Annotated in this window: 19 protein-coding genes; 9 read left to right on the top strand and 10 right to left on the bottom strand. The window is 33.6% G+C overall.

All coding sequences use genetic code 11. The features are described 5' to 3' along the window. Positions 1 to 584 precede the first annotated feature (584 nt). A complete protein-coding gene (locus ACK4R1_RS06645; protein ID WP_409684899.1) occupies positions 585 to 833 on the top strand; it encodes a helix-turn-helix domain-containing protein in 249 nt (82 codons plus the stop codon). 47 nt (positions 834 to 880) lie between these two features. Continuing rightward, complete coding sequence (locus ACK4R1_RS06640; RefSeq protein ID WP_409684897.1) at positions 881 to 2,707, top strand: DUF262 domain-containing protein; 1,827 nt, start codon at positions 881 to 883, stop codon at positions 2,705 to 2,707. Between the two features lies 1 nt (position 2,708). On the opposite strand, the gene ACK4R1_RS06635 is transcribed toward ACK4R1_RS06640, so the two are convergent. The 8 genes from ACK4R1_RS06635 to ACK4R1_RS06600 form a co-directional block, all read right to left on the bottom strand. Then, entirely contained in the window at positions 2,709 to 3,152 is a 444-nt protein-coding gene (locus tag ACK4R1_RS06635; RefSeq protein WP_409684895.1) for a hypothetical protein, read from the bottom strand. Beyond that, complete coding sequence (locus tag ACK4R1_RS06630) at positions 3,152 to 5,254, bottom strand: AAA family ATPase (RefSeq protein WP_409684893.1); 2,103 nt, start codon at positions 5,252 to 5,254, stop codon at positions 3,152 to 3,154. The genes ACK4R1_RS06635 and ACK4R1_RS06630 overlap by 1 nt, the downstream gene beginning before the upstream one ends. 5 nt (positions 5,255 to 5,259) lie before the next feature. Beyond that, positions 5,260 to 5,475 (bottom strand): hypothetical protein, encoded by a 216-nt coding sequence (locus tag ACK4R1_RS06625; protein WP_409684891.1) that lies wholly within the window; start codon positions 5,473 to 5,475, stop codon positions 5,260 to 5,262. 7 nt (positions 5,476 to 5,482) lie between these two features. Further along, a complete protein-coding gene (locus ACK4R1_RS06620; RefSeq protein WP_409684889.1) occupies positions 5,483 to 6,850 on the bottom strand; it encodes a DEAD/DEAH box helicase family protein in 1,368 nt (455 codons plus the stop codon). Next, positions 6,843 to 7,241, bottom strand: coding sequence for a DndE family protein (locus tag ACK4R1_RS06615; RefSeq protein ID WP_409684887.1), 399 nt, complete (start codon positions 7,239 to 7,241; stop codon positions 6,843 to 6,845). Before ACK4R1_RS06615 ends, ACK4R1_RS06620 begins: the two co-directional genes overlap by 8 nt. Then, complete coding sequence (locus tag ACK4R1_RS06610; RefSeq protein WP_409684885.1) at positions 7,225 to 9,303, bottom strand: AAA family ATPase; 2,079 nt, start codon at positions 9,301 to 9,303, stop codon at positions 7,225 to 7,227. The genes ACK4R1_RS06615 and ACK4R1_RS06610 overlap by 17 nt, the downstream gene beginning before the upstream one ends. 3 nt (positions 9,304 to 9,306) lie before the next feature. Then, entirely contained in the window at positions 9,307 to 10,665 is a 1,359-nt protein-coding gene (gene dndC, locus ACK4R1_RS06605; protein ID WP_409684883.1) for a DNA phosphorothioation system sulfurtransferase DndC, read from the bottom strand. A gap of 267 nt (positions 10,666 to 10,932) precedes the next feature. Continuing rightward, a complete protein-coding gene (locus ACK4R1_RS06600) occupies positions 10,933 to 11,622 on the bottom strand; it encodes a hypothetical protein (protein ID WP_409684881.1) in 690 nt (229 codons plus the stop codon). Positions 11,623 to 12,125: 503 nt separating this feature from the next. Between ACK4R1_RS06600 and ACK4R1_RS06595 the strand changes: the two genes are divergently transcribed. The 4 genes from ACK4R1_RS06595 to ACK4R1_RS06580 all read left to right on the top strand — a co-directional run bounded on the left by ACK4R1_RS06595 (position 12,126) and on the right by ACK4R1_RS06580 (position 15,644). Beyond that, positions 12,126 to 12,893: a hypothetical protein gene (locus ACK4R1_RS06595; RefSeq protein ID WP_409684879.1), complete on the top strand. Its 768-nt coding sequence runs from the start codon at positions 12,126 to 12,128 to the stop codon at positions 12,891 to 12,893. A 393-nt stretch (positions 12,894 to 13,286) separates the two neighbouring features. Continuing rightward, positions 13,287 to 13,478 carry a cold-shock protein gene (locus tag ACK4R1_RS06590; protein ID WP_409684877.1) on the top strand — a complete coding sequence of 64 codons (192 nt, stop codon included), beginning with the start codon at positions 13,287 to 13,289 and terminating at the stop codon, positions 13,476 to 13,478. 368 nt (positions 13,479 to 13,846) lie between these two features. After that, on the top strand, positions 13,847 to 14,827 hold the full coding sequence (locus ACK4R1_RS06585) for a type IV toxin-antitoxin system AbiEi family antitoxin (RefSeq protein ID WP_409684876.1): 981 nt from the start codon (positions 13,847 to 13,849) through the stop codon (positions 14,825 to 14,827). Then, on the top strand, positions 14,817 to 15,644 hold the full coding sequence (locus tag ACK4R1_RS06580) for a nucleotidyl transferase AbiEii/AbiGii toxin family protein (protein WP_409684874.1): 828 nt from the start codon (positions 14,817 to 14,819) through the stop codon (positions 15,642 to 15,644). The genes ACK4R1_RS06585 and ACK4R1_RS06580 overlap by 11 nt, the downstream gene beginning before the upstream one ends. Positions 15,645 to 15,817: 173 nt before the next feature. On the opposite strand, the gene ACK4R1_RS06575 is transcribed toward ACK4R1_RS06580, so the two are convergent. Then, entirely contained in the window at positions 15,818 to 15,991 is a 174-nt protein-coding gene (locus ACK4R1_RS06575; RefSeq protein WP_409684872.1) for a hypothetical protein, read from the bottom strand. Between the two features lie 190 nt (positions 15,992 to 16,181). Between ACK4R1_RS06575 and ACK4R1_RS06570 the strand changes: the two genes are divergently transcribed. Next, positions 16,182 to 17,000, top strand: coding sequence for an RteC domain-containing protein (locus ACK4R1_RS06570; RefSeq protein WP_409684870.1), 819 nt, complete (start codon positions 16,182 to 16,184; stop codon positions 16,998 to 17,000). A 32-nt stretch (positions 17,001 to 17,032) separates the two neighbouring features. On the opposite strand, the gene ACK4R1_RS06565 is transcribed toward ACK4R1_RS06570, so the two are convergent. Next, entirely contained in the window at positions 17,033 to 17,746 is a 714-nt protein-coding gene (locus ACK4R1_RS06565; protein ID WP_409684868.1) for a hypothetical protein, read from the bottom strand. A 371-nt stretch (positions 17,747 to 18,117) separates the two neighbouring features. Between ACK4R1_RS06565 and ACK4R1_RS06560 the strand changes: the two genes are divergently transcribed. Then, the gene (locus tag ACK4R1_RS06560; protein WP_409684866.1) at positions 18,118 to 19,842 is read left to right on the top strand and encodes a helix-turn-helix domain-containing protein; all 1,725 of its coding nucleotides are present in this window, start codon (positions 18,118 to 18,120) and stop codon (positions 19,840 to 19,842) included. Between the two features lie 95 nt (positions 19,843 to 19,937). Next, the gene (locus ACK4R1_RS06555; RefSeq protein WP_409684865.1) at positions 19,938 to 20,225 is read left to right on the top strand and encodes a helix-turn-helix domain-containing protein; all 288 of its coding nucleotides are present in this window, start codon (positions 19,938 to 19,940) and stop codon (positions 20,223 to 20,225) included. Positions 20,226 to 20,245: the final 20 nt, after the last annotated feature.

The following is a 20,245-nucleotide window of genomic DNA, read 5'->3' as shown; positions in this document are numbered from 1 at the left end:
GTTGTTTATACCATAGGCTTATATTTAAAAGTTAATAGTCTATTCTCAATGTTCTATTTTCTTTTCTCTTGCTTCTTGCTTCAAAAAAAGAAAGCCTGCGTCGGGCATAGCAAATAACCCAACTCAACTGTCATTCCCGCGTAGGCGGGAACCAACTATTACCTCACACGCAGGCTGTACAAATAGTTGTAACAATCAGGATATCTAAGAGAACTGGAATAAACTTATCCCTTTTCCCTTATCCCTTTTAACCAATAAAAAATGATGAATCTAATGAAGAGTAGCACAAATAAAAAAGAGACGTGGGTACTCACATTACTGCATCGTAGGCACTGGTATACCCTTGCAACAATAAGTGAGCCCACGCCCTTTTTTTTTTAGAGCGTGAGCATTGGCACTTATCATCTCGTTGCTAAAATTACCAGTTTTACGATGCGAGATTCAAAGCGAATGCTTCAAATATTTTATAAGAAGTATCGCAAATTTAAAATAATTAAGCGAATATAATAAATAATAATTAGTAGGGCAATAACCCTACAATAAATTTTACAAAAAAATTGAAATTGCTACATTATTAAAATGAAATGTCAAACACATTAACTAAAGACGAATTTAAAATACTATTTGGCAGTCAGCTAGAGATGCTTCGTATCAAAAAAGATTTAAGTTTTCGCGCTTTAGCTCAAAGATGCGATATTGACCACAGTGACATTAGCAAAATAGAAAAAGGTCAAATTAATATTCAGATTGGCACAGTAATGGAACTTGCAAGGGGTCTAAATGTCCATCCAAAGGAACTTTTTGATTTTAAGTTTGATTTGGATCAAGAGTAATAAAATCTTTTAACAATATAAACAATAACACTTAATCTAAAATATTTATGGAAGTCACTCCTAAATATGGACCCGTTGGGAAATTTTTTGAATACCAACCGGTATATAGAGTTCCTAAATACCAAAGAGCTTATTCATGGGAACAATTAGAGATTGAAGATTTCATCAAAGATTTAGAAACATGTTATAAAAAACGGAAATATGAAGATCCTGCTGTTCATTTTTTTGGTCAAATAGTTTGTGTTACAGGTGAGCTTCAAGGAACCGATGGCCATAAGTTTTATGAACTTGTAGATGGACAACAAAGAATTGCTACTTTCGTTTTGTTAGTCACTTCATTAATAAATATATATAAGGATATTATTGCCACAGATATAGCAGGAAATCTTAGTTACAATAATGAAAAAATTCTTATAGAGGAGCGTATCAAGGGTCTTACACAACGATATATAGTTTTTCAAAAAGAGATTGAACAAAGTATTCAAGATATTAGAGTATTAGTACTCTCAAAAAGGGATCTAACATTTTTTCATTCTTTCGTGCTTGATACAAACGAAGAACCCACAAATGAGTCGCAAAAGCTTATTAAGCAAGCCTACGGTCTAATTCATGACAAAGTTAAAACTTTAACACATAGTGGAACTTTATTAGATCGAATTGGAAATCTCAAAATGATCGAACAAATCTTGGAATCAGATTTTTGTATTTTAAATATGATTACTGGAGATCGCAAGGCTGCTTTCAAGCTTTTCCAGGTACTAAACAACAGAGGCAAGAACCTTACGGAAGGTGATTTGTTGAGAGCAGAATGCTTAAGAATGTTGGAGCCACATCCGAATGAGCAAGAAATTATTGAAAGAGCTTGGGATAACATTCTTGCTGATATGCCTATTGATACGGTTGAATTTTTGAGAGCTATTTACGGGTCATATACCGGGCAAAAAGCAGATACAAATTCTCTTTTTAATGACTTTATTTCTCACTTCCTTCCTGAGAATGAACATGTTCATATAAATGAAGCTACTGCAATATTGATTAAAAATAAGGTTGTGAAAATTGAAGAAGACATTGATTTATTACGCAAGCTATCTGCAGGACAATGGCCTTATTTTAGACGTCCACCTATTGAAGATTGGGATTGTAATAGGCTGTATCTGTTAATCAATGCACTTGGTCATAGGGAATGCCTTGTGTATTTGTTATCAGCTCAGTTATTGCCCCAAACACTATTTCGTGATATTATCCAGATGCTTGAGAGATTTGTCTTTAGGTATCTCATTATTGGCAATCAATATCTAGGGGACTTAATCGATATATATCATGAGGAAGCTAAAATAGTAAGAGATAACCCTCAGGCATATACAATCAATAATTTGCAATCAAAATTACAAACGCTAATAAATAGAGTAAATGACGACATGTTTAAGAGACAATTAGATGACTTTAAATATGCTCGCGTCGGTAAAAGTTTAAAGCCTCTTAAATATTTTTTACTAACATTAGAACATCACTATCGTTGGTATAGAGGTGGTGCTCACGGCACTCCATTTTGTTTAGACAAGGAAAGAGTTTATGATTTCACTGGCTCTACCATAGAACATGTATACCCACACAATGGTATTGGTAGTCCACCTATTGTAGATACTAATCTAGATCCGTTAAAAAATCAAATAGGTAATTTGACAATTTTGGGAAATAGCGACAATAGAACTGGAGATAATGATGACTTTATTACAAAAAAGCCTATTTTTCAGGAGTCATCATTAATGATTAATCGTGAAGATGTTGCCGTGAAACCTCATTGGGATCAACAAGTTATTCAAGACAGGACTGAAGAATTGAAAAATATTGCTTGCGCAATATTTAGACTATAATTCAACCTTCCATAAAACGATGAGTTAAATCTTCTAGGCTGGTGTAAGCTGAAGGGTTATTTTTAATTTCTTGATTAATAATTGCTAATCCACCATTAGCATATTCTTCAATAGTCTTTTTAACAGTATCTCCGTCTTTAAGGAATTCCAATGAATTATTTTTTGCTGTCGCGAGCAATAAGAGATTTTTTTTATGCGAATGACCAATATTACCCCACCTAAATGGTTTATGTTGTTTATTTATTTTTTTTGCTCTACCGGTATTTATTCCCAAAACGGCAGCATAAACGAATAATTCCCACATTGCTTGAAATGGAAATTCCTTTCTGTTTTTTTTGTTATCTGCATTAATGCTTGGGCATAATCTTCCATTAAAGAGATTGTTATAGTGATCCTCTTCAATATTCATTAATGCATTGTCTTCTATAATAGCTGATTCAATCATTATTTGAGAATTTTAATTTCTGTATATTGCTCTTCACTCGAACTTCCGCTACTCATTTTTAATTCATAAGCATGACGTATTTTGCTATTTCTTTCAATCAATTGCCGTACTTCATCACTTTTGACGCTTTCAATATTATCTATAGAAGCATCGTCTTTCAAAATTATTATTGATTGCTTAAATATATCTATCATCGTCTTAATTGCACTAAGCTTATTATTACCTCCCAGTGCTGATATTGGTGCATCTGCAACAAAAGGGAAATGATTGTCCCAAATTTTGTTTGAAACAGATAACACCGCTGCAACAAACGAAATTTGTAATGACACCTTATTTGCTTGGTTAATATTACTCATACGACGACCTTGCTCATCAACTATGTACACCTCTTGATTATTGTAATCAACCCGCACTGCTCCCGATAATGCAGTATTATTTCGTGTCATACTGATAAAATAATCGTTTGCTTCTTGTTCTATGTCTCTCAATAATCTTCCTAAAAAATCCTTGTGAAGACGATCAGCATGCTCACTTATTCTTTTCGCCAATAACATACGTCGTCTTTCAATATCATTTGAAGATTGTAAAACTAGTTTTTCTTCTTCTTTTATCAAATCCTTATAAACTTTGTCTGTTTCCTCTTTTCTTCCAATTAATTGCGCAATTTTATCCTTAGAATCACTTAAGTCTACACGTGTTTGATCAATATCTTTTTTTAACTGAACAAGATTAACTTTCTCAATATCGTTTCTATTTAAAGTAGTATGCTTTTCCTCTTCAATTCGTTCTATAACAATTCTTAGCTCCTCTTCTTTATAATCAATATTTTCTCTAAGAGAATTTAATTCCTCTTGTATAACTTGCAATTGTGACCTAAATTCTTCTACACTCTCAGGCAAAAGTTCCAAGGCAACATTCATAATGTCTGCAGTATCACTCAAAGTATTAATTGCCGCAACTTCTTTATCTAATGATCTTTCATTAATATGCTGCATTATATGTTTAAACGCATCAGAACCTTTAGGTGCTATTGTACCACATACTTTACAAACATTCTCTTGTAGCATTTGTTGAATAAAATCTTGTCGTATTGGCTCTGGAATTTTTTGTTCTTCTTTACCTTTTCTGTAAAGGCTTAAAAAATTAGAAAATTGATCCCTAACAGGAGAGTATAGCCAAAGATCAAATAAATTATTTCTATTACTTTCAAATAATTGTTTTCGTTGATCCTGTTTTTTAATTAATTCAGATTCAAAATGCTTAATTTCTTGTAGCAATTTACCACATTCTTCATATCTGGATAATTCTTCAATCTTTTCATCGAGCTTTTGTTGCCTTATGTCCCGCTCTTTGTATTCGTTTTCGAGTTTTATATCAAAATCGCTTAATTTATCTAAAACCTCAACAATCTTTCCTGCAATATCCAATTTCGCTTTTTGAACCTCAGCATCCCGTTCATCTTTACTTTCAAATTCGTACTTTAGTTTGGCATAAACATTATTAGCATATCTACTTGCCTTAGCAAAGTATTTAATCCCTGACATTTCATTGATCGCTTTCGTAAAATGAGATCTTTGATTTAAGCGTAATAACTGACTGATACCCTCACCTTGAAACAAAAAATATCGAGATAAATTCTTTGGGAAAAACCGGTTAAGTTCTAGGATAGCTTCTTGCCCATAGAAATGATTGGTGTTGTATGTCGTAGCACTGCGTTTGGATATAACAAGTTCGGAATCGCTTGACTTCACCCAACTATCTACTCCAACTTTTTGAATCCTATAATCTCTCGTTACTGTGTATGAATTATTATTATCATCTTCAAAATTTAAACATACAGATATTGTTAACCAAGATGAAATAGCACATTCTTTTTTAGCTAATTTATTAGCTAGCTCATCACCCCATTCAAATGTTGGTCTCCATTCTTCTTCTTCTGTTTTATAAGCTTCGTTATATAGTACCCAATTATAGGCATCAAACAATTTTGATTTACCAGTATTGTTTTGCCCTATAATAATTGTAGAATCTGAATCAAATTTGAGTTGATTCAGATCATAATAAGATAAAAAGTTTTGTATTTCTATAGATTTTATAATCACAACTACTAACTGTTTTCTGAATTCACACTATTATCAATCCATTGATATAACATATTTTCAATTTGGCTAGATGATGCCTCCGGTTGATTTATCTTAGGATCTTCGTAAACTGCATCTATTAAATCTAACAATATGTTATATTCAGCTTGTGCACTTTCTTTTAATGGTGCAAGTAATTTTTCAAGCTCTTTACGTACATTATTATTTTTAACCCCACTCATATTAATACTAAATTATATTACTGAATATATCTATTTCATAATTCTTGGCAACTATCTCTAATGATTGTAATGCCTGATATTTATTTAGTGACAAAGATGCAAACTCATGTACTCTTCTTAATTCACCTTGTAGAATACTTTTTTCCATATTCATACTTTTACCAAAATTTTCACCCGTAATTGCTGGTACTACTATCATATCATATATAACAGCATTTTTTTTATTTGGATGTGTTCTTAGTATCCGACCCCTTCGTTGGATGAACTGTCTCGGATTCCCAGTACTGGCACAAAAAATGGCTGTCTCTGCCCGTTTTATATCTACTCCTTCATCTAAGCATTTCATCGCTGTAAGGACATCAATTTTCCCACTACTAAACTGTTCTAAAATAATCTCTCTGTCCTTTGTATGTCCTATGAATTGATGCTGATTTAATCCAAATTCGCTGGAAATTATTCTAGAATATTCATTAATTAATTTTCTATTTATTGTATCTTCATTTTTATCATTTCCTTCAGGAACATACACCAAAACATATTTTACCGATTTACTTTCATTAAGTAAATTTTTAAAAATTTCTCTCAATGCCAAAAATTTCTCTGATGCATTATGCACTATTCTCTTTCTTTTAAGCAGTAATGCTGTAACTATAGGGTTATCTTCAAAACCTTTCCCAGAATAGTATTTAGCAAGTTTTTTAGAAATTGCTCGATATTCTTCCAGTTCTTCATCCGTCAATGAAACAATAATCGGATAATAATAGTACTCACATAAATACCCACGTTTTATTGCTTCTTCCATATTAAATTGAAACGTTGGAGTCTGAGCTTTGAAAAATGCCATCATTGCCTCAGTCCCATCTTCATCAAAATGCCTTGCTGGTGTAGCTGAAAGACCTAAACGACGTTCGATCGATTTAGGATATAAATCTATGTGAGCTTTTGTTCCAAAGTTATGAGCTTCATCAGCAATTAATATTGTTTCTTTTGGCAGTTTGTTGACAATATACTGAAATTTTTTGCTAAGAAAGGTATTATAGGTAGTAATTATGCAAAAACTGTTGTTCTCTTTGCCTACCAATGCAACCATAGATTCTTCATACCATTTTAAATTCTTACTATTGGCTAAAATTATATTTCTGGTAATTATGTTTTTCACATTATCTTTCCACTGATTAGCCAAATCTAATGTAGGCACCAAAATCAGCACTGCAACTCTCCCCTCTAAATCCAACAAATATTTTGCGCAATATAATGCAGTATATGTCTTTCCAGTTCCTGTCGCCATTTCAAAAAAGCCAATATAATCATTACTTACCCAAGCATCAATGGCTTCTTGTTGATAATCTCTTATTTTTGGGGCAAGATTATTCATTATCAATGGTTAAAAGTCCGTTTTCAATTTTTTGAACGAGAAAATCAAATCCTTCTAGATTGGATTTATTAAATTCTTCGAAAAGTAATTCTATACCATCATCAATATGAAGCTTTATATACTTTGGAAGATCTTTATCGGTCTTATACATTCCGTAGTTCACACAAAGTATTCCAATATATAAATCAAAATAGTCTCCAAATAAAACGGTCTTAGAATATTCCTTTCCCCCAGAATCTTTTATTTCATTTAAATTAAGTTGTCTATCTAAAGATAGTGAATATGCGAAAGCTATACGAGCAATGAAATTTTCAGTACCCAAATTGAATTTACGTGTAAGTTGTGCAATATATTCCTTATTAGCTTTACTGGTTTTAATTTGGGTAAACATAATTCTCTTGTTTTATTTCGGTAGATAATGCCTCTAGGTTCAACGATTCTATTTTTGAAACACCCATTTTATTTTCAATCAAAAATGCTTTATTTATGTTGCTTTTTAATAATTCAAATTCATACTCAGACAGTTCCTTTCCAAGCAATGGCAACAAAACAACTTGTTCTGAAATATTTGGATAAAACTCACTAATAATATTTCTGGAATGAACTTTATCAAATTTTTGTAAGGGGCTGTCAATAAATACTGGAAATTGTATTCCGGATTCATCTACAAGTGCTTTTAAAAGCGCCGTAGCATATAGTTGCTGTTCACCCTTTGATAATGAATTTTTATCTATGCTATTACCTGCTTTATCAAGTAGTACAATATCAATAATCTCATCTTGTACATACACAGTAACATCATGCACGAAATCATTTTTATGCATAATTTTTTGTAAACCAAGCAAAATGGATTTTTGCAAAGAATATTTTTTCTCTTCTTTTATTTTTCGAACAATTGTATTAATTTTAAGCAAAACACTTTCTGTAATCAAGTATTTGTGTTTATCAGTTTCTTTTAAATCAAATTCTTTTTGATATTGAGATAATATTTTATGGTTTGTAGCAAGACGGATTTCTAGACTATTAAACTCTTCAATTAACATTCCCTTTTCTTCCGATAGTTGGATAATTCTACTATCTACCTTTCCCTTTTCTTCTCTAAGTTTTTGCGCAATCAAGTTATCTTTTCTTGCTTCTGCTTGTTTAAGTCGGCTGCCAATTTTAAACTGCGCACTTCGATTTAATCGCTCTTCTCTTACAAGATTTTGAAATTGAACATTAAACCCCTTTCTTATATTATCAATAACCGCAATAAATTCCCGGTACTGCTCTACACTATAATCTAAAAGAATTTTGGCATTATTGGAATCCACTTTTTGTGCATTAAATACTTCTTGAATTATTGCGACAATTTTTTCACTATCCTGCGTTAAACCTAAATCGGACAAACGTTCAAAAAGAATCTTTTTAAGATTTGGATTTGAATTTATATCAATAGTACTAATCTCCTCCTTTGCATGCTCAAGTTCAAGTTGGTCACGTAATGCAAGAATTTTTTTTCCCGAAATTACGATTGGAGCTAACTCAAGTAGTTTTTTTAAATTATATTTTATTCGTTCCGAATCTTCTTTTAGGCCTTTTTTCTCATCATTCAGTTCTTTTAACTCCTCTACAGTGATTCCATTTCCTTCACGTACAAGTTTTTCTTGAAGAGCTTCACTTTGTTTAATCATACTTTGGATATTTTGCTCAAACTGTATTTGCTTGTCTTTATTCAAATCTATCAGTGCAGTCAGTTGATGGCTGGTTTCAAGTAAATCGTCTAGTTTTTTTTGTTGCAAAACCGTTGCACCATCTCTTTTTAATTTCAAAAGTAGAGTTTCTAAGTTTTTCTTTAAATCTTCATATTTCTTAATCCCAAGAACTTCGGAGTATGCACGACTTAAGTTTCTTAATTCAGATTTAGATTTAGCCTCGGCCAAGCTTACTATTTTTTCTGCATCAAAAAAGAAAAATTTGGCAATTTCTCTTGGTAAAATAAAGTCATTGATAAATAAATCAGCACCAACTTCGCGTGTAAGTTCATTTTCTAAACCATCTATATTAATAGTTACACTCTCTTTGTCAGTCCGATAATCATAACTTCTTTTAATCATGACAGACTCACAAGGCATTGAAGGAATAGACAAATCCCGAAGGTGTATCTCAACAAAAAAAATTGGCAAACCACTTTTGTTTAAATCATAAGAAGACTTTACATCACTGTTCAGAAGACTATGAAGAAAATTTTCATATCCTCCAGCATTTTTAATATCCTTCTTATATTTATCTTCAACTTCTGCCATCATCTTCCCGTAAAAAACCCATATTAAAGCTGTCAGAAATGTTGTTTTCCCAAAACCATTCTTACCTGCAATAACAGAAATGTTTTTATCAGAATGAGGCAAAAAATTAATTTCATTTTTACCTTTGTAAATTCTAAAGTTTTCGAATTTTATTCGGTCTATTTTCATATTTTACTTTCCTTTCGCAAAAGCTTCAATTCGGTTTTCTATATCATTATGCAACCCATATTTGGAAATCATTAGGGTCTTGGTTTCTTGGAGAGAGATTAAGTTATCAATAAGATGAAAATATTTCATATCGTCAATACAAACTTCTCGCATAATGCGTTTTTCAGTATTGTCAACAGATTTAATATTATTTGTACTGATTTCTTTATCGAATATCTCTTTATATAATTCCCCAACAGTATGATCAAAATACATATCTCGATTCCAAATTACCTGAATGGCAATCAATTCCTGATTATTGATCAAAGTTATTTCAGGTCGTTCTTTTTGTATTTGCCTTTGTACAATTAATAAATCTTTCAGTATTGAATACCGATATTCGATTGTATAAGTTCCGCGATTGGTTCCATCATCACGTACTGCAGCTTGACCATTTCTTCGAACATCTTGTCTATTTTCAGACAAGTTTCGTCCTTCAATTAATTTATCCCTAAAATTTAACAGAGGTTGCATCCAACTTCTTCCATTGTTAACCAATGATGTCATCGATTTATCATTCTTCACTACAGTACATGTCCAACATCCAAATCGGCTTTGCCCACAGGAAGTATGGTTTTTATCAACCACTACAGTAGGACATTCATAATCATCCGCACTGGCATCCGCATAGATCTGGAATAATATAGAATTATCAAATCCCCATGGGGAAGGAACAGTATTAATAATATACCATATTTCTTCCAATAAAAGGTCTTTGATTGGCGAATAAGTAAATGTATGTTGGCTAGTTGTATGTTTAGACAACCTGTTTCCAGATATTTCATGTTTTTTCATAGAACGCTCCCTAGAAGTACTCTCATCATAGCGAGTACCAAGTAAAACTATAGCTTCGCCCATCTGATCAATTTGTTCAAGTAAAAAGTTGGAAGTAGGACGTATTTTGAGTCTATCGGTACACCACCTAAACGTACTATTAGGCACAGGATATCCTTTTCCAATGACATTAATCCAAAAAGTTTCTTCTAGCTTAGGGATCGTCTTCTGCACAAAAATTGGCAAGTCGTGTTTCTTTGCTTCTTCATCTATTTTAGACAAAACACCCTCAACATAAGTTGAAATGATAGGATTCTCTACCATCGTATCATTACACACTACGTAAATTTTTCTGCGAAGTTGGAAGGGATTAGGCATTTCACGAATACGTTGCAATGCAATCCAAACTAATGTTAATAAAACTGTTGAATCTTTACCACCACTAAACCCTATAATCCATGGTCTTTCAGAGCTGTCGGCAAAGGCATATTGGTCAATAATTTCCGCTATTATACCTTCAGCCTTTTTATTTCGGATTGGTGTTGTCATATGCACTTAAGTATCTTTAAAAATAACGAATATTCTACATTCGTGAAACGCAAATTTAAGCTTATTATGAACAAATTTGGAGAAATTGTTTCAACATGATAAACCTCACAACAGCAGGGGATAACAGCAAAAAAAGCTTCTAAATGTTAAAAAGTCTTTTGAAGAAAAACTAAAATATGTATATAAATTTATATACATATTGCATTTCTCGAAATCTTTAACAAATAGGTAAAAAATAAAGCTATTTGGTTTCTTGATTCAAGAAATTTATATTTCTTTCAATATGCAGCTTCCCTGAAACAAAATTTCATAAACCGGCTTAGCCGATGACAATCCCTTCCAATACCTGTCAGCGCTATGTAAAGTTTGCTTATAACTTAAATAGTTAGGTATTTCATCCAATATATTCATATCACCGCGAAATAATGCAGTGGTAGTCAATAATTCGACTTCGCATATTTTTCCAAACCCTTTATGAGTTTTTATATAATATTCACAATCGGATATATTTTCAAACAAGAAAAAAGAATCCTCTCTTGCAGGTAAATGACTATAGTTTGCAGCTCGTGATTGCTCGTATATATATTCCCATAAATAATATCCTTCCGCAAAAAAATAAATTTGATTATCATCGATATCGCTAATAAATTTACGCAAGTCTATTTCAGGAATCTTGAAATGTACTATATTAGGAGACGCAGTTAAGTTTGAAACATTATAAAATCCATTTAGAGCGATTGGAAATGTTGTGAGATAGTCGTTTCCTCCCATTGCGATATTGTTATTAAGGGTAAAATATATATCAAGCGGAATATTTAATTTTTTACTTGAGTCGCAAATAATTTGAATTAATTTTTGATGTAACAACTTGTTAATTAATGTAGTGGAATAATTACTTTGTTTTGTATCTATTTTTACAGACCCTTTTATTTCATCAACTACTTTGTAATACTTCATATGCTTTTACTTTATTTTACTTTTTATATAAACTGACATCCTTTTTTCTTTGTGAATCTTATTCAATTATAGTATAAAAAGTTGAATTAATAGATAAAAGTTTAAATCTGTGGTCAAAATCGAATTTTCAATCACCATTATAAGCTAATCTTGCATAGCGTTCCTCGTAAGCATTTCATACTCCTATATAGAGTGCTTGTTGTATCAGATCCTAATTCCCAAAAAAAAACATAAAAAAAAATCACCGCATACCATGCATTGCCAATCATTCTTGCAAATAAATGGCTTTTAATATGGTTTCCCTGTCCGTCTTCTACTAATTCCAAAATAGGCAACAACCAGTAAAACTTATAAGTCGCTGAGGTATTTCCAAAGGAAGCCGCAAGTTTAGATACAGTTAGTTGGTCAAAATAAGAAAAATTCATTATGAAGTAATTGGGGTAAGGCTAAGATAAGGAAAGTATAATCACTAAATTTAATAGCTGTTAATCAAATTTTCTATTATGAGAAAAGGAACTTCAATACGCTACAAGGGATCGGAATATAATCCTGACGGCGATAGGCCAATTAACCTTAAACACATTCCAAGTATTAAATCAAAAGAGGAACTAAAAAAAGCGATAGCTGATAAGGAAATGCATTTTATTCACGTTACTGGCGATAAAATGTACGGCATCGACAAATTGGTATACAAAAGGCAAAAATTTCTGCTACTTGAGCCGAATCCGGTTACTTTTTATTTCTCTCTGGCGTTCGACGCAGTACAGCAACTGGACACTGTAAGGAAAAAGCTCGAAGAAACCCTTATTGCAGATAATGATGACCATCTCAAAGCTGTTTTATTCAGCCATATTTTCAGGATTGCTTCAGTTTCTTCTATATTTTCCTTTTTGGCATTGGAAGCTTTTTTAAACCAGCTCCTCCCCGACCACCAACTGATTGAATACAAAGGAAAAGGCTTTACAAAAAACAGGATACAGCGATGGGTGCCTTTTGAAGAAAAGTTAACTATAATCATACCAACGCTTTGCCATAAAAACTTTGGCATGGCTTATCCAAAACGAATGGAAAAAATAATAGAATTAAAAAGAATGAGGGATAATTTAACTCACCTCAAGGAAATAACAAATGGTTTCACATCTTATAACGAGGTTTATCAGGATATCCTTGACACCAATTTTAAGTCAATGGTATTTGCCGTGAAAAGTTGCATTAATTTTTATAATCCTAAACTAATCATCAATTATAAATTGAAAACAAGAATCAAATAAAACTTTGGCAAAAAAGAGAATAAAGTGCCAAAACTTAATTTGACATTTATCACAAACACGGCAAACCTTTTCTTAGTAAATCGATGCCGGCGCAATTGCATTTATATCGCATATCGCGATATGCAATATTTCATAAAACAAAACATATAATTCACTTCCCTATTCACCCACATTATCTATAATATTTTTAGTAAACTATGGCAGTATCATTATGATTAGCATTATAATCTTCTCTACTATCATTAGTTTATTTACCCACCTATTTACCCATATAAAGCATCTGTAGAAAACCACCGCTTTTTAAATAAAGTGATGCAATAGTTGCAATAATAAAGAGTAAACATCTAAAAATCAATAATAAAGACTATCTTCGCCGCTTAATAATTTATTTTTATGAACGAAGGAACAATTAAATTTTTCAATGAAGCAAAAGGCTTCGGATTTATTACGCCAAGTACTGGCGGAGCAGACGTATTTGTACACGCAACAGGCCTAAATGGTCAAGTTCGTGAAAACGACCAAGTGTCTTATGATATATCAAACGGCCAAAAAGGGCCAACCGCAACCAATGTAAACGTTATCTAAGATATATATATTTTCCTGTGTTTATCAAAAAGCCAATCCTTCTGATTGGCTTTTTTTGTTTGAATAGCAACCAGCATATACGACATACTCCTACTCCTGCCATATCCCTAAAAGTTTACCCACCTCAGGGTTATCATGCTGAAAAATAAAGTTAGCAGTAATGTGAACATTATGTTCACATTCATATCCGACCATAAAATTAGCCTTTTTTGAAAAAAATCAAGCCCTTACTCGTCTTTTGTTCATTAAATGTTCTTGTTCATGTAACATGAACAAATAAAAAAAGTGAACATAAAGTGCTTTTAATTAAGATTTGTTCACTAAATTTGGCTGTTCATGTTACATGAACGCAACTAATTCTGTGAACAATGGATCCTTATACAACCATAGTCGATTACTTTAATAAAATAGATTTCGAGGTACATCTACAACTTTTGGATTATTATGAAAACAAGAAAAATGATTTTTTTGTGGCTATAAACGGAGAAAAAGTATTAGTAGAAATTAGGGCAGAAATAAGGCCCGAACAGGCAATCTTGCTGAATCATGGCGAACAAAAATACATGCCCTATATTCTGGCGGCTAAATACATCACTCCAAAAGCCAAGGAGTACATGAAAACATACGGCATAAATTATATAGACAGCTTCGGAAATGCGTACTTGGATTTAAATAACCTGAAGCTATATATTGAAAAAGGAGATTCGAAACCGGTTTATAATGACTACTCTCAAATTTTCACCGCTACCGGAGGAAAAGTCCTTTTCCATTTATTGGCAAATGATGACAACATAAATAATAATTACAGACACCTGGCACAATTAAGTGGCGTTTCTTTAGGAAGCGTAAGCAAATTGATACATGGATTATTCCGGGAAGGCTTCGCCATAAAAATTAATTCAAGGAGATTTCAGTTGGTCAAAAAAGAAGAATTGCTCGAACGATGGATAGTACTTCTCAATGAAAAAATACTTCCGGCTCAAAAAATGGGCACCTATACATTTACCAATAAAGACGAATGGTATTGGAGGAATAGGGAATTGGAATATGGAACACAATGGGGAGGTGAACCGGCAGCAGCAATTATTACAGAATATCTGAATCCCGAAAAATTCACCATTTTCACCATTCAGCCAAAAAGCGATTTAATAAAAAGCTTAAGGATAGTCCCAGATAATAACGGAGAAATAACGATCTACCGTCCTTTCTGGGAGCATATCGAAGACGGTATGGATACACAGTCCTTCGTTCACCCACTTATAGTATATGCAGAACTGATGTATAGCGGTAATAGCCGTAATAAGGAAGTTGCAGAAATGATATACCAAAAAATCCGTCATGAATTTTAAGGACTACTCGTTTGCGCAGCATGGTGAAGTATATGCAATCTTAGAAGAGGTATTTACCAAACATGGGATAAACTATTACCTTGTAGGGGCAAATGCAAGGGATGTGCAATTGTATAAGGCTGGCATTCGTCCAACCCGGGGAACTGCCGATATTGATTTTGCAGTCATGATGCCCGATTTTGATTTATACAATCAGGTATTTGAAGAGCTGTGCAATAAAGGCTTTCGCAAAGCAGACGAACAGTACAGGCTCTATTTTGAAAAATCAAATACGGCTATCGATTTGATGCCCTACGGAAAAATTGAACAGGAATACACGGTAACATTCCTTGACCGCAACCTTACCCTCCATGTCTTGGGCTTTACTGAAGTCGGACAAAAAACTGAATTGTTTACTCAGGAAGGTTTCTCAGTCCCGGTAACACCCATAGAAGGAATTTTGATTTTAAAACTGGTAGCATGGAGTGACAAACCCGAATGGAGAATTAAAGATTTGGAAGATATTTCATTTTTGATTAAAAATGGTTGGGACATATATGAAAATGAAGCATACGAGAACCATTTGGATCTTTTTGATGAAAATTTTGACCAAATGAAAGCAGCCTCCCGTATAATCGGTAGAAAAATGGGACCAATTCTCATCCTCAACACGGTACTTCAAAACCGAATCGTTTCAATACTGGAAAACAGCATACAGGATAAAGCGAGGGCTCAGGAACCCGAAATTACAATAGCAAAAAATCTAAAAATGTCTATAGATGAAACCCTCGTATTACTAAAAGTAATACTTGAAGGAATAAAAGAAACTGCAAAATAAAATTGATGTTAAAAGCCAATAATTTTTCAATCTCGATGCGTGCCTGGAAGGTAATTTGGCTGTAGTTTTTCATGGTAACGAACTGATACATTTCTTTAAAAAGTTGCGTTAGATTATTGAACCGGAGACTTTAATTTAAAAATGTAACCGCTTAAGCTTACTTTGTACACCGCTCATTTTTCCTCCATCGATTCTTGCTCTTTTACAAATCGTTCTACTTCTCTTAGTATATGATCATCCGCTAATCGCTCATTTTTAAAAAACTGCTCATGCTCAATTTTAATCTCTCTTATAAAGAGCACAAAGCACAAGACAAACAATAAAACCGAAGGTAAAATGCCAATCATTGGGTTTGATTTAAATAATTAAGGTCAAACATCATTATTCATGCTTTATTTCATATTGCAATTCGGGAACCACCCTCTATGCAATTCGGTAATAACTCGCTCCAACCACTTGCCCCAACCCCATCACTCCAATAGATTTGCCGCTCTCGAATCCAACCTTTACAAGATGAAACGGCTTAGCCAAAAACTAATGTTAGAACTACAACAGCGTTTGCAGGAAATCCATGCTGATAAAACGGAACCTCTGGAATATGCCGAACAGGGAATTAAAGCTTCCATTACAGTCCTCGAAAAACTAAAAACCAAATTCATAGTTCATGCCTTTCAGGACAAAAAAGAAGAAATCGACTTTTTCCGCAACTGTAAGCCGCACCTGGCATCAAAGCTCATTTACTACAATGAGATATATACGATCATATCTAATAAACCAATGGGGGCTGAAAAAACAATCCGCAATTACTATAAAACCGAATTAGAAAAATTGGACATGTTCTTTAAGGAAAATCTCGAATTCTATCGGTATTACCGCACCGGCAACCAAACCTTGGACCACAAATATTTTCTCCGCGGCAAATATGATGTAAAACTCACCTTAGACAGTTTTTACTTTCAAGCTGATCAGCGCTTTTCAACATCACATGATTATAAAGTGGCAAAAATATTGGCCAACGATGCGATCAAGGTTTTTCTCGAATCGGAAATACAAAAAAGCCAAAACAAGACCAACACAACCGAAAGTACAGCCAAACCATCAAAACAAATCTGGACCGGTTCTAAGGTAGCTTTAGTAGAACTGATTTATGCGCTACACACCGAAGGGGTCTTTAATAACGGTCATACCGAACTTAAAGAAGTGGTCAACTTATTCGAAACGGCTTTCGGAGTCGACCTGGGACAGTTCAACAGGGTATTTCTTGAAATCCGTGCCCGAAAATCAGAAAAAACAAAGTTCCTCAATCTATTAAAAGAAAAATTGGTGCTTCGCATGGATAATGCAGATGCAATATAAAAAGCCCCTCTCGTCAGAGGGACTTAAATAAATTATTTATTCGAAACGACAAAGGTTACGAGCCCGAGTATTATAGACTTTTCAAGATTTTCCTCTGCACCTTCTTCAGCACCAAAAACATGAGTAACCCAAATATTCCAGTAGGGATCAGTATTCTTTTTGGGCTTCTTTTTTGCCCGGTAAGAAGAGTATCTCATAATAGAGGTTGTTGTCAAAATTATTCGCTGGTCGTTGGCAGTCAGTAACTCATTATCGATGACTGTTTCTTCATATTTCACTATGGCATTATACATTATGGACGCATCCTCTTCAGAATCAAAAAGAGCTGAAATAGAAATTAAATAATTGCTAAAACTTGTCTTTGCAGTTGGTGATAAAGTACTTGCTCCTATAACTGATGCAATATCACCTTTGTTGAGATTCGCAAGATGCTCTATCCTTTCAGTTACCAACGGTTGATGTCCTTGACCAATACCATTAAATGACGTATTAGCATTTGCGATTGCTTCTACCTGCAATATAACTGATTGAATATCTGTGGAACGGCTGGTGCCATTATAGTAGCCATCAAAAAGTTCATCATAAATCTTGCCTGCTTTATCATAAGGATTAGCGTTAAAGGTCGGTAATATATCACCTCCGTCTTTATGGCTTATGGAGGGGTTTATTTCCTGTCCGCTATTTTCATCATTGACGCAAGAAGCAAAAAAAGTCAAAATAATTAAGCATGAATAAATATTTTTCATGAGGTTTAAATGTTAAAATGTTACTGATTACTTTTTTTCATCAGTTCATTTCGCCCGGGGTAATCTGAACAGTGGATAGGTTTCGCTCATAACAAAACCGTTTGAATTCAGGGCAAAACTAGAAGCGCCAATTACAGCACACAAGCAAAAAGTGAAAAGCATTCGCTAATAAGATTGTAGGTCATGCGGGAATGACCTCTAGCGAACCAACATTTAAAGAACCGCTGTTCAATTACTTATACTCCAATCGGTTTATTACTTACAATTTTGCTTTTTGAATCTTACAGTTCCAATTATTTTTTTACATTTATTCGCAAATTGTACCACCAATAATTCATCTTGCAATTATTTAGAAATACCAATATTGAATAATGATTCAAAAAAAACATCTAATTATTTTAGTGATAATAATTAATGGAGCTTGGGCAAGACATAACAACAACGTCCGTTTCGACAGCCTTGCTGGTAAAAGTTTTGAGTACCTTCAAATGAAGTTCGAAAACAGCATTTACGACAATAACAAATCAAAAATTTATTCGGCCGCTTGGCTTCAAAAAGCGAAGGCAGAAAAAGGTAACTACCATCAATTAGCATTAGCGTATAGAGCATTCGCAATCAACGCAGACAAATCCACTCGACTATTTTATGCCGACAGTATGATTAGCAATGCCAAAAGGACAACTAGTAATGAGCTTCTTGCCTCATCCTATATGGCAAAAGGAATAATTCATTACAATCGTAATGAACACATGGCTGCACTCGATAATTATTTAATTGCAGACAGTTATATTACTCAAGTTAATATTCCACATTTGAATTATCAGATTAAATATGGTATAGCTCTGATTAAATATTATCTGGGTTTCTATGACGAGGCGATTTCTTTGTTACATGAGTGTGTAGTCTTTTACAGGGAGGAAAACGATAGAGCATATCTCAATTCACAGCATGCCCTCGCTTTATGCTATACTAGAATTGGAAAATACCAATTGGCTTCACAAACCAACCTATTAGCTATTGAAGAAGGACGTCAGTTTGAAGATACTGCCATGGAAGGCTATTTTATCCATTCCGAAGGAATAAACCAATGTCATATCGGAAATTATACAACAGCAATTCAAAAGCTAAACGCTGCTTTGCCCAAAATGGCTAGCTCAAAGGATCATGCCAATGAAGCAGTGGCCTATTTCTATATCGGACAATCTTATTGGTCACTAAGGCAATATGAAAATGCTGTAACCTATTTTAAAAAGGTGGACAACATTTTTCAAAAAGAAAAATATATGTTGCCCGAACTCCGGAAAGGATACGAATATCTAATTGACTATCACAAGCTAAAGAACGATACCAAATCACAACTTTTTTACATCGACCAATTGTTGAAGGTTGACAGTTTATTGGCGCAGGATTACAAATACCTGTTAAAAAAAATAGTAAAGGAGTATGATACTAAAGAACTGCTGGCTGCAAAAAAAGCAATCGAAAACACTATACTTTTTACGCGGATTACAGCAGGCATGATTGTGTTGGCGATGAGTATGGCTATTATTCTTCTAATACGAAGAAACAAACGCAACGTTAAACTATTCGAAGAGTTAATGAAGCGAGACACTAGCAATTATATAGTTCCGTCAGATGTCGTATTTAAAGAAACAGAGGTTCAAAACCGGGAAACAATTGAAAACAACAGCAATGGTATGCAAACAAAACCTGAAATCAGTAAAGATATTGAGGCTGCAATTGTCAAAAGATTGGAAAAGTTTGAGCTGAATAAGAAGTATTTGGAAAAAGACATGACATTAGCAAGAATGGCCACAATACTGCACACCAATTCCAAATATGTAACTAAGGTAATCGCCAAGCACCGAGGCAAAGGAACAATAGAATATATCACAGAATTAAAGCTCGATTACATAGTCGAAATGCTCAAAACCAGCAGCAGATTCAGGAATTACACCAATGCGGCATTGGCTGAAGAAGCAGGCTTTCGTACCACTCAACATTTTACTCGTGCTTTCAAAAGACATACCGGAATAACACCAAACTACTTCAGTAACAAATTAAAGAAGGCAATCGCAGCGGACAATCCGCAATAAATTTTCATTTTTTCTTTCACAACTTGTGATTGACTTGTGATTTAAATCAAACCATTCCTCACAATTTTGTCCCATAACAATCTAAAACATACGTTATGGCTATCGAAATAATCACAAAAGAAGATTTAAATGAATTCCGCATACTCCTACTCGCAGAATTAAAAGAACTTCTAAAAACCAATCCACAACAAACAAAACAATGGCTCAAATCCAAAGAAGTCCGCAAACTCTTAAACATTTCACCAGGAACACTCCAAACCCTGCGCATCAACAAAACCCTATCCTACACCAAAATCGGTGGCATTCTCTACTACGACAACACTGATATTAACAAACTCTTATCTGCAAACAAAGTCACCGCCAACCCGACCCTATTTAAATAGACTGTCATTCCCTCCGTCAG

Origin of the sequence: Flavobacterium sp. (assembly GCF_046293665.1) — a bacterium.
Classification (GTDB): Bacteria; Bacteroidota; Bacteroidia; order Flavobacteriales; family Flavobacteriaceae; genus Flavobacterium.
Note: the sequence above shows the minus strand (reverse complement) of the source record. Positions and strands in the feature narration are given on the sequence as shown.